Origin of the sequence: Paraburkholderia sp. (genome assembly GCF_050742655.1) — a bacterium.
Classification (GTDB): Bacteria; Pseudomonadota; Gammaproteobacteria; order Burkholderiales; family Burkholderiaceae; genus Paraburkholderia.
Window position 1 is genome coordinate 210,029 of the sequence record NZ_JBOIGG010000004.1, and the last position, 12,116, is coordinate 222,144.

Below are 12,116 nucleotides of genomic sequence, written 5' to 3' on the forward strand. Positions count from 1 at the left end.
TGTTCATAATTTTTAACAACCCGTCCAATCTAGGCCGGATTATCAAACAGCGCAACCGTCGACATACTCGCGTTCAACGTCATCAAGGAGAACGTCATGTCGAATTTCAACCCCGCCAGTACCTTCCCGCTCGCCGGTCGCCCGGTGCATCGCATGGGCTATGGCGCTATGCAGCTTGCCGGCCCCGGCGTATTCGGGCCGCCGAAAGATCGTGCTGCCGCGCTCGCTGTCCTGCGTGAGGCAATCGCGTCGGGCGTCGATCACATCGATACGAGCGACTTCTACGGGCCGCACGTCACCAACCAGATCATTCGCGAAGCGCTGCATCCGTACCCGGACAATCTGGTCATCGTCACCAAGGTCGGCGCGGTTCGCGGCGAAGACGCGTCGTGGCTACCCGCGACCGAACCGGCGGATCTCGAGCGCGCGGTTCACGACAACCTGCGCAACCTCGGTGTCGATGCGCTCGACGTCGTCAACATGCGCATCATGGGTAGCATCCACAGCCCTTCGGAAGGCTCCATCGCGAAGCAGATCACAGCGCTCGCCGAACTCCAGCGTAAGGGGCTCGTGCGCCACATCGGCCTGTCGAACGCGACGTCGACCCAGGTTGTCGAGGCGCAGGGCATCGTTGATATCGTCTGCGTGCAGAATCACTACAACCTGGTTCATCGCGAAGACGATGCACTCGTCGACGAACTCGCGAGCAAGGGCATCGCCTACGTGCCGTTCTTCCCGCTGGGCGGGTTCACGCCGATTCAATCGTCGGCGCTGTCGACCGTCGCGCAGGCGCTTGGTGCAACGCCGATGCAGGTGGCGCTCGCGTGGCTTCTGCATCGCGCGCCGAACATTCTGCTGATTCCGGGTACGGGGTCGGTCGCGCATCTGCGTGAGAATCTGCAGGCGGCACAGTTGAGGTTGTCCGATGCGGTGCTCGCGGAGCTGGATGCGATGGGTCGGGCGGGTGCGGCGGGTTGAGTGTGGGAGGTTCTGCTGCGTTGCGGGCGTGGTGGAATGAGCGGCAGTCGCGCGTTGTGCGTTCGGAGCAGGGCGCCGGGTTTGGCGTGGTAGTCAAACCCGGCGACGCATAAGCGGTTGTCCAGGTTGCCTGTTATTCCGCCTAACCCGCCGTCCCCGAATACGCCGCTCTCAGCGCGGCGAAATCGAACTTCACCATCTTCATCATGGCGCCGGCAACGCGCGTGGCCTTCACTGGGTCGGGGTCGGCCATCATCGGGATGAGATCGTCCGGCACGATCTGCCACGAGACGCCGAAGCGGTCTCGCAGCCAGCCACAGCTGTCTTCGGAACCGCCGTCCGCGAGAAGGGCGTCCCAGTAGCGATCGAGTTCTGCCTGATCCGCGCAGCTGACCACAAAAGATACCGCGTGATTGAACGGGTCGGTTCGCGAGGCGCTCATTGCGATGAAGGGTTGTCCAAAGAGCACGAACTCGACCAGGCCCACGGCACCGGCGCTCGGTATCTCGGTGACCCGAACGATGCGCGAGTCCGGAAAGACGCTCGTGTAGAACGTAGCGGCTTCTTCAGCTTCCGTGGAGTACCAGAGAAATGGCGTGATCTTTTGAATCGTCATGGCGAATCTCCTGTCAGGGGTGGCGACAACCAGGCGCAAGCTGTAGCCGATATGGAGACGACAAAGGAAGACCGCCAAAATTAACACGCTGGGGGAAAAAGTTTTACTGCATTTATCGTAGTCGGCGACGCGGGTAGGGCATGGTTGACCGATTGTTCCTGTCGCTAGCAGGGCGCCGATTCTTGCTCACCACGGCGACACGCTTTACCCATTTTGCGCTGCAAAAACGTCGCGTCCGACAGACCCGCGTCAACGCACTTCAACCATGACCGCACGCGGCAAAGCAACCGGCTCACGCTAACGCCACATGGGCTGTCTCTCCCTCTCCAATCGCGAACACGCTCACCGATTCCACCAGCTTCCCCGCATCGTTCCGTAGCGACCCGGCGGCGATCGCAGTGCGTTCGACGAGCGCGGCATTCTGTTGCGTCGCACGATCGAGTTCGACGACGACGCGGCTCACCTGATCGATCGCATCCGATTGCTCGGAACTCGCCACCGAGATCTCCTGCATCGCGTCGGTCACCCGTTCGACCGAACGTACGATCTGGTTCATTGCCGTGCCCGCTTCGCCGACCTGCGCGGCACCGGACTGGATCGACCGGTTGGACTCGTCGATAAGCATCCGGATTTCTTTTGCGGCCTCCGCGCTGCGCTGCGCGAGCAGCCGCACTTCCGATGCCACGACCGCGAAGCCTCTGCCGTGCTCGCGAGCGCGCGCGGCTTCCACCGACGCGTTGAGCGCGAGGATATTGGTCTGAAAAGCGATGCTGTCGATGACCCCGACAATGTCCGCGATCCGTACCGCGCTCGCGGACACCGAGGTCATCGTCCCGGCGACGCGCGTCATGATTTCGCTGCCGCGCATCGCGTCGTCTTTCGCGGTGCGGGCGAACTCGTCGCTGTGTCGTGTGTTGTCCGCGTTTTGCCGGACGGCGGCTGCAAGTTCCTCAAGCGTCGCCGCGGTCTGTTCGAGCGCGCTTGCCTGATGTTCGGTGCGTCCCGACAGTTCGCGGTTGTCGTTGGCGATTCCCAGGATTCCGCCGTTGACGTCGTCGGTACCACGGCGGATCCTGTCCACCGTTTGCGCGAGGCCGCCCTGCATCCGTTCGAGGGCCGACCACAACGCGCCGATTTCGTTGCGCGCCCATACGCGGATCGAACCCCCGAGGTCGCCCGCCGCGATTCGCTCGCAATGTCGCGCGACCGCCGTCAGCGGACGCAGCAGCATCCGCTCGACGAACACCCAGTAGACGATCATCAGCATCACCGACAACGCGAACAGCGCGATCGCCATCGCTGCCGCAGTCTGCGCCTGTGCGTTCGCCTGCTTGCGGGCCGCATCGCGCTGCGACTGCACTGCGCCGATTACGTCGCGCAGCGTGGACTGGAACGCGGCGTCCGCTTGTTCCGCGGTCGACGAGGCCGCGGCATAGCGATCCAGCGACACGTCGTAGAGCGCTTCCTCGCGCGCATCGAGCACCTTTGCGTAGCTGTCGTAGGCCGCGTTGATCCGGCCGACCGCGGGCGCCGCCGCCGGATCGCGCGTGGCAGTCCGATGCCAGGTCTCGAAGACCTTCGCCGCTTCTGTACGGAGCCCGGAAGCCTTGCGCGTGTAGTCCGTCGCGGCGACCTGATCGCCGCGCTGCAGATTGATGTACGCGTTGTCCATATCGACCAGCGTGGCGAGCAACAGACGCTGGGTCTCGTGCAGCGGTTCGAGTTCCGCGTTCGACAGGTGATCGATCGTCTCGAGCGCGGCCGCGGACCGCTTTGCACCGATCCACGCATCGCCCGCTGCCCACCAGAGCGCGAGCGCGAAAACCGCCAGCAACAACAAAAGTCCAGTCCGGATTCTGAAATGAGCGAGCATAGATTTGTTCTGGATCGTTATGGGTACGGGGCACGCACGCTCGCAGGGGCGGGCGTGGTTGGTCTGGAGGGTAGTTCGCCCGGTACTGCGTGGCGGTTACAGCGGATGGAGAAAATCTGGGTCACACCGCACCAACGATTTGCGCAAAGACCCGGGGGATCACCAGGGCTACTGCGTTCGTGGATTCACCCCCCCGCCCGAAGCGCCTCAACCACCACCGACAACGCCCTCGAAGACTCACGCCGGCTGGGATAAAAGATATGCAGACCTGGAAAGGTCGGAAACCAGTCTTCCAGCACCCACTGTAGCCGCCCCGCGGCGACGTGAGGCTGCGCGAGGTCTTCCGGAATAAAGGCCAGCCCCGCACCGTCGATCGCCGCGTTCAGCATCTGATACGCGCCGTTGAACGTGAACTGCCCGTCGACGCGCACCTGCAGTTCCCGCTTGCCTTTCTTCAACTCCCACGCATACAGGCCGCCTCGGGTCGGCAGGCGCAACGTGATGCAGTTATGGTCGAGCAGATCCTTCGGCTGCCTAGGCGCTGGATGTTTCGACAGATACGACGGTGCCCCGACGATCGCCAGCCGCGCGTCTGCTCCGATGCGCACCGCAATCATGTCCTTCGCAACCTGGTCGCCCCAGCGCACGCCGATGTCGAAGCGGTCGGCCACGATATCGGACAGGCCGTAGTCCACCATCATCTCGACCTTGATGTCGGGGTAGCGGGGCAGGACCTTTGAGAGGCGCGGCCACAGCACGGTGTCCGCGGCGTAATCGGTGGTCGTGATGCGGATCGTGCCAGCCGGCTTGTCGCGCGTCTCGATCAGCGCGGCAAGTTCGCTCTCGATCTCCTCGAAGCGCGGCGCGACGGTCTGCAGCAGACGCTGCCCCGCGGCCGTCGGAGCCACGCTGCGCGTCGTGCGGTGCAGGAGCCGCACACCCATTCTCGCTTCCAGCGCGCGCAGCGCGTGGCTCAGTGCGCTTTGCGAAACCCCGAGCGTGGCCGCCGCGCGCGTGAAACTGCCTTCGCGCGCGACCGCAATGAAGGCCAGCAGATCGGCAACGTTCTCACGCAGCATTGATGAACCTCATTCATAAGTCCTGCCACATTGTACTGTCTAGTCAGATCGGCCAGCCGCGTCGACAATCTCCTGTGTGCCGATGCCCGGACCCGAAGGCATTCAATCGATTGAGTCAAGGAGAGGACCATGTCCACTAAACCCACCGCTCCCACCGCCGCACGCGATTCGTTCGGTTCGATCGCGCCGAAGCTGGCCGAACTGAGCGACGAGGTTTTGTTCGGCGATGTCTGGGAGCGTCCGCAGCTATCGAAGCGGGATCGCAGCCTCGTGACCTGCGCGGCGCTGATCGCACTCGGCAAGTCCGAACAGATGAATTTCCATTTTCCACGCGCGATCGAGAACGGCGTCACGCACGATGAACTCGTCGAGCTGATGACCCATCTCGCGTTCTACGCGGGCTGGCCCAACGCGATGTCGGCCGTGACGCGCTTCAAGGACCTGTTTCCGGCCGCGCACCAATAACTGAGGGCTACACCATGGAACTGAAAAGAGCAGGCTCGCAGCCTTCGCTGAAGGGGCCCGCCGAGTGGTTCACCGGCACGGTCCGCATCGATCCGCTGAACGCGCCGCCGGCGCCCGCCAGGGTATCGTGCGCGAGCGTGACGTTCGAGCCGGGTGCGCGGTCGAACTGGCATACGCATCCGTTGGGTCAGACGTTGATCGTGACAGCCGGCTGCGGCTGGACGCAATGCCAAGGCGAGCCGATCGTGGAGATCCGCGCCGGTGACGTCATCTGGTGCCCGCCGGGCCATAAGCACTGGCACGGCGCCACGCCGACGACGTCGATGACGCACATCGCCGTCCAGGAGGCGCTGGACGGCAAGAACGTCGAATGGATGGAGCGGGTGACGGACGAGCAGTACTTCGCAGGGCAATCGCAGAAGGGATGACGCGCGACCGTTGTGCGGCCGCGCGGTTCGCTCATCTCAACTCAACGCTAAACCCCGCTCCCGCCGACCGTCTTTACGCTTTTCCACTGTCCTTGCTGCACCTGGAACAGCGTGTAAGGCGGCTTGATCAGATCGCCATACGGATCGAAACTGATCTTGCCCGTCACGCCGGTAACATCGACCTTCGGCAGGCTCTCGACGATTTTCGCGCGGTCGAGCGAATCGGCGCTGTGAATGGCCGCGATCATCGCGAGCGCGGCGTCGTACGCGAACGGCGCGTACAACTCGACGTCCTGGTTGAAGCGCGCCTTGTAGCGCTTGCCGAACGCCTGCGCCGCAGGCAGCTTGTCCAGCGCCGGGCCGGGTTCCATATCCTTGGTGCCGTCGCCGGCCGCACCCGCAATCTGCAGGAACGCATTGCTCTTCAACGCGCCGGCGCCGAACAGTTGCGTCGACATGCCGAGCGAGCGCATCTGCTTGACGAGCATCGCCCCCTGTTCATCGAGACCGCCGAAGAAAATCAGGTCGACATTTTTGCTCTTGAGCGTGGTCAGGATGGCGCGGAAGTCGACGGCCTTGTCGTTGGTGAACTCGCGGTCCACGATGTTGCCGTTCGCTTCCTTTGCGCCTTTCTCGAACGAGTCGGCCAGTCCCTGTCCGAACGCCGTGCGATCGTCGATGATGCCGATGCGCTTCGCCTTCATCTGCTCGACCGCGAAGTGGCCGGCGACCACGCCGCCGATGCCGTCGTGTCCCATCGTGCGAAACACGTTCTTGTAGCCTTGCTTCGTCAGTTGCGGATTGGTCGAGCCGGGCGTGATCATCGCGACGTTCGCCTGATGGTAGACCGTCGAGGCCGGGATGCTGCATCCCGAGTTGTAGTGGCCGATCACGCCGACCACACCGTCGTCGATGAGTTTCTGTGCGACCTGGATTGCCACGCGAGGGTCCGCCTGATCATCCTGAACGTCGAGCACGAACGTGACCGGCTTGCCGCCCACGGTCGGATGTTTCGCGTTCTCTTCGTCGAGCGCGAGTTGCGCGCCGTACTGCAGATCCTTGCCGACGCGTGCGACCGGGCCTGTCAACGGCCCGGCAAAACCAATCTTGACGACTTCTGGATCGACTGCCCACGAAGACGGCAGGTACGTGCCGAGTGCGCAGACGGCCAGACTCGAAAGCCAATAGCGGCGATTCATGATGTGCTCCTTGCGTGATGTCGCGTCGCGCGTGGTGTCGGTCGACCGGTCCGATGCGCGACGCGTCGAAACCGTCCTGCAGTGCCGGCTAGAAAACGTGAACCTGCTGTCGCTGTCGTGCGGACGGCGAAATCCGGAAGCGCGTCGGTGCGTAGGGCGCGAGATCGAGCAGCGGCGCACGCCGCGCAACCAGATCGGCGACGATGCGTCCGCTCACGCCGGCCAGCGTCACCCCGAGATGCTGATGGCCGAATGCATAGATCACGCGCTCGCTGGCGCGCGAACGTCCGAGCACCGGCACGCCGTCGGGCAATGTCGGGCGAAAGCCGAGCCAGCTGCGGTCGGGTGTATCGAGTGCGGAGAGTGCGGGCAATGCGCGTTTCGACGAGAACGTCAGCAGGTCGAGCAGCGAACGGTTACGCGTGGCGCTGAAGCCACCGAGTTCGACGGTGCCCGCGACGCGGAGGCCGTCGCTCATCGGCGTCATGTAAAAGCCGCGCTCGGCCCAGCCGACCGGCCGTGAAATCAGTTGCTGCGCGCCGGGGTAGCGCACGTGATAGCCGCGTTCGGTGTCGAGCGGCACCGCGTCGCCGCACTGCCTGGCGAACCGCGCGGAGTGCGCGCCTGTCGCGATCACGACGTGGCTGAAGCGTCGCGCGATACCGCCGACCGTCACACTTGCACCCTCGTCCGCCGGCTGCACCGCGCTGACCGTCGAGTGCTCCAGCGTCAGCCCTTGTGCCGTGAGCCGTTCATACAGCGTCTGCAGGAACGCGTGCGGGTCGGAGAAATGCCAGCTGTCGCCGAACAGCACGCCGCGTTCGAAAATCGGTGCCAGCGACGGTTCGAGCCCGCGGATGTCGTCGCCGCCCAGTACATCGAAGGCAACACCGAACCGCTTGCGCAGGTCGAGCGCGGGACGCGCGGCATCGAACGAAGTCGCGTTCGAATACAGATAAAGGCATTCGCGCGGCCGGACGAAACGTGCCAGTTCTGCATCGGCGAGCAGCGGCGCGTAACCGTCCTGCGCGTGGGCAAGCAGTGCGGCGAGTGCGCCGACGCTTGCTTCGTAGCGACGCGGCAGCGAATCGATCAGGAAGCGCACGAGCCACGGCGCGAGTTGCGGCAAGTACCGCCAGCGCAATCTGAACGGGCTGGTGCGCGACAGCAGGAAGCGGGGCAGATCGCGGAACACGGATGGGTTGTTCACCGGAATGCACGCGTAGTGCGCGAACGTGCCGGCGTTGCCGAACGACGCGCCCTGTCCGATCCCCGACGGATCGAACAGCGTGACGCGATGGCCGTCGCGCATCAACGACGCGGCGCTCGCGAGGCCGATGAATCCCGCTCCGACGATGGCGACGTCCGGCATCACTCGCGCCTTTCCGGCGCCCGTGTGCCGGTCGACGACACGGATCGGGCCGCAGTGGACGGGGGCAAGCGCATCGGGAAACTCCTGCTGACGGATTCGGGAACATTGCCGGGCGACCTCTCGAAGCACGCGCCACCAGACAAACTCTGATATCTAGAATCACACAATATTTTTTTGTGTGCAATTAAAACGAGTCTTGTGTGGTCCTGGCGTTTTCCCTGGATGGTGAGTGATGTGGCGGAGGATTGCCTGCTGGCCCTTGCTTGCTGGATGAGTTGCAGTCAGGCCTGTGTGGTATAGAATCGGCAAAACTCCGCAGAGCTGCGGACAAAGCTGATTTTGTATGGAGACATCCGACTCATGGCTTCTGGCAAAAACGCCGCGCGAAGTGCCAACGGTGCCGCGGCGCGCGCGAAGCGCTCCACCTATGTCGAGGTATCCAGCTCGATCGAGAAGGAGATTCGCAGCGGTGTCTATCCGCCGGGCAGTCGTCTGCCGCCGCAGCGGCAACTCGCGACGGAACTGGGCATCAACGTGTCGACGGTGTCGCGTGCGTATAAGGAGTTGCAACTGCGGGGGCTGGTGATCGGCAGCAAGCGGCGCGGCTCGCTGGTGACCGGCGGCGCGATGCCGAGCGTCGAGTCTGCGCAGGCGGCGAGCAATGCGACGATCGATCTGACCGTCAACCGGCCGGCCACCGGCGAATTTCTCGCTTGCCTCGCGCGCACGCTCGCGGATCTGCCGCAGGATCCGCGTTATCCGGAACTGCAGGAATATCAGCCGCCGCAGGGGCCGTCATGGGCGCGGGTCGCGGGGGCCCGCTGGATCGCAGCGCCGGGCTTCGCGCCGATGCCCGAGCATGTGGTCGTGACGAGCGGGGCGCAGCACGGGTTGTATGCGGTGCTCAACAGCCTGATCGGCACCGATGGCGTGATCCTCGCCGATCGACTGACGTACTACGGCCTGAAAGCGCTCGCGCCGGTGTTCCAGTTCGAGATCGTCGGCATTCCGAGCGACCGCGACGGCCTGCTGACCGACGAGGTCGAAGCCGCGTGCCGGCGGATGCCAGTGAAGGCGATCTTCACGGTGCCGAATCTGCAGAATCCGACCGTGACGACCATGAGCCTCGAGCGGCGCATGGCGCTCGTCGACGTGGCACGGCGGCACGGCGTGGCGATCATCGAGGACGACGTCTATGGGCCGCTCGTCTCGCAGCGGCTGCCGACGATTGCGAGCCTGTGCCCGGAGCTGACGTTTCACATCGGCGCGACCTCGAAGATTCTCGCGCCCGGGCTGCGGCTCGGTTATCTGCTGAGCCCGCCGGACAGTTCGGCGCTATGTGCGGAAGCCGTGCGTACCACTGCATGGATGCCCGCGCCGATATCGATGCTGATCGCGTCGGTGTGGATCGAGGACGGTACTGCGCGGCGCATCATGGATGCGCAGCTCGCCGAGATTCGCGCACGGCAGGGTCTCGCGCGCGAGCTGTTGCCGCAGGAGTTGCTGCGGACTGATCCGGCGTGCATGTTCGTCTGGCTCAAACTGCCGCAACCTTGGCGCGCCGACGATTTCGCCGCGAACGCGAAGGCGCGCGGCGTCGTGGTGATGCCTTCATCGGCGTTCGCAGTGGACCGTTCGGAGATCGAGCACGGCGTGCGGATCAACCTCGCCTGCGCGGCGAATCGCGATCAGCTGGTGAGCGCGCTGCGACTGTTGACGGCTACGCTCAGGGACCGGCCGCGCGCGCTGTTCGGGACGATCTGATCCGTCTCGCTGTGTTTCGCTGCGGTTGCCGCGGTTGGCATTCGACCGCGCATCACACGCCTTCGACGAGCACCGTGCGATACGTCGACCCGTTGAACCGGTGCTTTGCGACGGCCTGATACGCCGGGCCGTCGTACCACGCGCGAGCCGCTTCGGTCGACGGAAACTCGACGATCACGACGCCTTCGGGCGCATCGCCTTCGAGTACCTGCTGCGGTCCGTACGCGGCGAGGATCTTGATCGGGTGACCTTTGAAGGTCTCGCCGACCTGCTTCATGTACGTGTCGAGTTCGCTCTGGTCCTGCGTGCTTTCGCGTGTGAAAACGATGTAAGTCGCCATGTCGTGCGCTCCTGCTGCGGGGTGGGGGTGCGCACGATGATGCCATGAAACTGCGCGGGGAATGTGTACGCAGCCGTGTGCGCAACCGGACGGCGACCCTCCGGAATTGACGTGCGCTGCCGGGATCGGTGAGGCGCTTTTACAGCGATGCGCTACCGCAAACCCAGTCGATTCGTCCCGGCATGTAGCGCGCCTGCGCCGATCAGCATCGCGACCACCGCTCTGACGAACCACACATAAAAATCAGTCGAGCGATCGAATACGTCGAATGCTTGCAGCAGGCAGTAGCAACCCGTCGCGATGCAGCCGACGCCGGCGAGGAGCAGCACCACGAGCACCGTCTTGCCGCTCATGTCGCCAGCTGGCGTACCGCCACCGGTCGAGCGCCGGGATCCTGGGCCGGTGGCGCGACGGAAACGAACTGCAGCATCAGGCAGAAGATGAAGCCCAGTAGCTGCAGGGTCCGGCGGGTGGAAAAGAACGCGCTCTTGCCGGGCACGACCATTCGCACGGTGCCGACGCGGGCCAACATCGCGGTCCCGACCGTCGACGGCAACGCGGGGCCCTTTAACGCGGCCGGGCTGCCCTGAACGAAGCGGGCCAGCAAAACGGAGCCGAGCAACGTGGTTCCAACATGCAGACAGGCCATCCATCCTGGCTGGGCGATGGCGCCCGGCGTATTCAACGCGTGCGACCCGACAAGATTGATGTAGGCGGAAGCGGCCGTGCAGGCCATGCCGACGAGCGCAGTCATGCGCCAGGATTCATATCGCGATGTCGTCGCCTGGGTCATGGGAGTGAGAGGGTAACGGGTTGTGACGCAGTCTGCCGGGCACCGGTAAAGGTCGATGCGCGTACGTCAAGCTTATCGGCATCCCGCTTTTCTTCTTTAGGACCGCGTCGGCGATGCTGATGCTAGATCTATCCAGTTAAGGCATCAACCGGTCCGGTGCCGTTGCACTCCATCGTCACGCGCATTCGGGTATCCGTCCGCGGGCTGTCCGCTGTCGCGTCGACGCTCGGGCCAGGTGCCTGGCATCGTCGCCCTCATTCCGCGTTCACGTTACCCGGGTCCCTCTCGCGAGCAACATCTCGATGGCCTTTGCGTCGGCCGGCGTGACCGGCGTAAACACGGCCATGCTCAACCCGGTCGAGCCGCCGACAGCGAAGGTCGAGTACTCGAGCGTCAGTGATCCGGCGACCGGATGCTGGATGTGCTTGTGCCCAACCCACGCGCTGCGTACCTCGTTCTCGGCCCAGAGCCGGCGGAAGTCGGCGCTGGTCGCCTGGAGTTCGGCTGCGAGCGCCACCGCTTCCTCGCTGCCGCCGATGCGTGCGACATCGACCCGAAAACTCGCGAGCGCGAAGCGTGCGTCGGCTTCCCAGTCGGGCCATCGCTCGCGCGGATTCCGCGTGCCGAAGATGCGCCGCAGCACGTTGCGCTCGCTCGGCTGAATCCCCGTGTAATCGCCGAGCACCGCCATCGCCGCTGCGTTCCACGCGACGACGTCCCATATCGGCGTTCTCGCGACGGCGGGCGTAGCCGTGAGGCCGTCGAGCACGCGCTGCAATGCCGACGTGACTACGGGTCCAGTCGCCAGCGGCGCGGCCGGGTTCAGCGGTGGCGGCCGTTGCTGTGCGAGCAGGAACAGCATCTCGCGCGCGGCGGCATCGAGCTCCAGCGCACGGGCGAGCCGTTCGAGCACTTCGACCGATGGCGGTCCACCGCGACCCTGTTCGAGCCACGTGTACCACGCGACGCTGATGTTGGCCCGCGTCGCCACTTCTTCGCGCCGCAGACCGGGCGTGCGGCGTCGGCTGGGAGCGTCCGCGTCGGGCTGCAGACGTGAGCGCCGGTCGCGCAGGAAATCGCCCAGCGATGCGACCGGATCCGACAGCGTCTGAGTGGTGGGCAAAGTGGGCAGGGTGTTAACGGTCATAACGGTATACGCTCCCGGCTTTTGTGGCTCGAAGCGACGCTGGACAATTCACGCATCCGTTC

The 12,116-nt window shown here is 64.5% G+C and carries 13 protein-coding genes; 4 read left to right on the forward strand and 9 right to left on the reverse strand.

Annotated elements, in window-relative coordinates:
* Positions 1 to 96 precede the first annotated feature (96 nt).
* Positions 97 to 978, forward strand: a complete 882-nt coding sequence (locus tag ACREXZ_RS08170; RefSeq protein ID WP_431763545.1) for an aldo/keto reductase family oxidoreductase — start codon at positions 97 to 99, stop codon at positions 976 to 978.
* A 142-nt stretch (positions 979 to 1,120) separates the two neighbouring features.
* Here ACREXZ_RS08170 and ACREXZ_RS08175 read toward each other — a convergent pair whose 3' ends face one another.
* The 3 genes from ACREXZ_RS08175 to ACREXZ_RS08185 all read right to left on the reverse strand — a co-directional run bounded on the left by ACREXZ_RS08175 (position 1,121) and on the right by ACREXZ_RS08185 (position 4,546).
* On the reverse strand, positions 1,121 to 1,594 hold the full coding sequence (locus ACREXZ_RS08175) for a VOC family protein (protein ID WP_431763546.1): 474 nt from the start codon (positions 1,592 to 1,594) through the stop codon (positions 1,121 to 1,123).
* A 292-nt stretch (positions 1,595 to 1,886) separates the two neighbouring features.
* The gene (locus ACREXZ_RS08180) at positions 1,887 to 3,467 is read right to left on the reverse strand and encodes a methyl-accepting chemotaxis protein (protein ID WP_431763547.1); all 1,581 of its coding nucleotides are present in this window, start codon (positions 3,465 to 3,467) and stop codon (positions 1,887 to 1,889) included.
* A 185-nt stretch (positions 3,468 to 3,652) separates the two neighbouring features.
* Positions 3,653 to 4,546 carry a LysR family transcriptional regulator gene (locus tag ACREXZ_RS08185; RefSeq protein ID WP_431763548.1) on the reverse strand — a complete coding sequence of 298 codons (894 nt, stop codon included), beginning with the start codon at positions 4,544 to 4,546 and terminating at the stop codon, positions 3,653 to 3,655.
* A gap of 129 nt (positions 4,547 to 4,675) precedes the next feature.
* Between ACREXZ_RS08185 and ACREXZ_RS08190 the strand changes: the two genes are divergently transcribed.
* Together ACREXZ_RS08190 and ACREXZ_RS08195 are read left to right on the forward strand one after the other, a co-directional pair.
* Complete coding sequence (locus tag ACREXZ_RS08190; RefSeq protein ID WP_431763549.1) at positions 4,676 to 5,011, forward strand: carboxymuconolactone decarboxylase family protein; 336 nt, start codon at positions 4,676 to 4,678, stop codon at positions 5,009 to 5,011.
* 14 nt (positions 5,012 to 5,025) lie between these two features.
* Positions 5,026 to 5,439: a (R)-mandelonitrile lyase gene (locus ACREXZ_RS08195; protein ID WP_431763550.1), complete on the forward strand. Its 414-nt coding sequence runs from the start codon at positions 5,026 to 5,028 to the stop codon at positions 5,437 to 5,439.
* 47 nt (positions 5,440 to 5,486) lie between these two features.
* Here the strand turns inward: ACREXZ_RS08195 and ACREXZ_RS08200 are convergent, their stop codons facing one another.
* The gene (locus ACREXZ_RS08200; protein WP_431763551.1) at positions 5,487 to 6,638 is read right to left on the reverse strand and encodes a branched-chain amino acid ABC transporter substrate-binding protein; all 1,152 of its coding nucleotides are present in this window, start codon (positions 6,636 to 6,638) and stop codon (positions 5,487 to 5,489) included.
* An 88-nt stretch (positions 6,639 to 6,726) separates the two neighbouring features.
* Positions 6,727 to 8,010 carry an NAD(P)/FAD-dependent oxidoreductase gene (locus tag ACREXZ_RS08205; RefSeq protein ID WP_431763552.1) on the reverse strand — a complete coding sequence of 428 codons (1,284 nt, stop codon included), beginning with the start codon at positions 8,008 to 8,010 and terminating at the stop codon, positions 6,727 to 6,729.
* Between the two features lie 360 nt (positions 8,011 to 8,370).
* On the opposite strand from ACREXZ_RS08205, the gene ACREXZ_RS08210 reads away from it, so the two are divergent.
* Positions 8,371 to 9,774, forward strand: a complete 1,404-nt coding sequence (locus tag ACREXZ_RS08210; RefSeq protein WP_431763553.1) for a PLP-dependent aminotransferase family protein — start codon at positions 8,371 to 8,373, stop codon at positions 9,772 to 9,774.
* A gap of 52 nt (positions 9,775 to 9,826) precedes the next feature.
* Here ACREXZ_RS08210 and ACREXZ_RS08215 read toward each other — a convergent pair whose 3' ends face one another.
* The 4 genes from ACREXZ_RS08215 to ACREXZ_RS08230 form a co-directional block, all read right to left on the reverse strand.
* Positions 9,827 to 10,114, reverse strand: coding sequence for a DUF1330 domain-containing protein (locus ACREXZ_RS08215; protein WP_431763554.1), 288 nt, complete (start codon positions 10,112 to 10,114; stop codon positions 9,827 to 9,829).
* 152 nt (positions 10,115 to 10,266) lie between these two features.
* A complete protein-coding gene (locus tag ACREXZ_RS08220) occupies positions 10,267 to 10,467 on the reverse strand; it encodes a hypothetical protein (RefSeq protein ID WP_431763555.1) in 201 nt (66 codons plus the stop codon).
* Positions 10,464 to 10,868: a hypothetical protein gene (locus ACREXZ_RS08225; RefSeq protein WP_431763556.1), complete on the reverse strand. Its 405-nt coding sequence runs from the start codon at positions 10,866 to 10,868 to the stop codon at positions 10,464 to 10,466. Before ACREXZ_RS08225 ends, ACREXZ_RS08220 begins: the two co-directional genes overlap by 4 nt.
* 304 nt (positions 10,869 to 11,172) lie before the next feature.
* Positions 11,173 to 12,054 carry a helix-turn-helix transcriptional regulator gene (locus ACREXZ_RS08230; protein ID WP_431763557.1) on the reverse strand — a complete coding sequence of 294 codons (882 nt, stop codon included), beginning with the start codon at positions 12,052 to 12,054 and terminating at the stop codon, positions 11,173 to 11,175.
* Between the last annotated feature and the right edge of the window lie 62 nt (positions 12,055 to 12,116).

Coding starts and splice junctions, on each gene's coding strand:
- ACREXZ_RS08170 (WP_431763545.1), top strand. CDS start 97: ATGTCGAATTTCAACCCCGCCAGTACCTTCCCGCTCGCCGGTCGCCCG.
- ACREXZ_RS08175 (WP_431763546.1), bottom strand. CDS start 1,594: ATGACGATTCAAAAGATCACGCCATTTCTCTGGTACTCCACGGAAGCT.
- ACREXZ_RS08180 (WP_431763547.1), bottom strand. CDS start 3,467: ATGCTCGCTCATTTCAGAATCCGGACTGGACTTTTGTTGTTGCTGGCG.
- ACREXZ_RS08185 (WP_431763548.1), bottom strand. CDS start 4,546: ATGCTGCGTGAGAACGTTGCCGATCTGCTGGCCTTCATTGCGGTCGCG.
- ACREXZ_RS08190 (WP_431763549.1), top strand. CDS start 4,676: ATGTCCACTAAACCCACCGCTCCCACCGCCGCACGCGATTCGTTCGGT.
- ACREXZ_RS08195 (WP_431763550.1), top strand. CDS start 5,026: ATGGAACTGAAAAGAGCAGGCTCGCAGCCTTCGCTGAAGGGGCCCGCC.
- ACREXZ_RS08200 (WP_431763551.1), bottom strand. CDS start 6,638: ATGAATCGCCGCTATTGGCTTTCGAGTCTGGCCGTCTGCGCACTCGGC.
- ACREXZ_RS08205 (WP_431763552.1), bottom strand. CDS start 8,010: ATGCCGGACGTCGCCATCGTCGGAGCGGGATTCATCGGCCTCGCGAGC.
- ACREXZ_RS08210 (WP_431763553.1), top strand. CDS start 8,371: ATGGCTTCTGGCAAAAACGCCGCGCGAAGTGCCAACGGTGCCGCGGCG.
- ACREXZ_RS08215 (WP_431763554.1), bottom strand. CDS start 10,114: ATGGCGACTTACATCGTTTTCACACGCGAAAGCACGCAGGACCAGAGC.
- ACREXZ_RS08220 (WP_431763555.1), bottom strand. CDS start 10,467: ATGAGCGGCAAGACGGTGCTCGTGGTGCTGCTCCTCGCCGGCGTCGGC.
- ACREXZ_RS08225 (WP_431763556.1), bottom strand. CDS start 10,868: ATGACTGCGCTCGTCGGCATGGCCTGCACGGCCGCTTCCGCCTACATC.
- ACREXZ_RS08230 (WP_431763557.1), bottom strand. CDS start 12,054: ATGACCGTTAACACCCTGCCCACTTTGCCCACCACTCAGACGCTGTCG.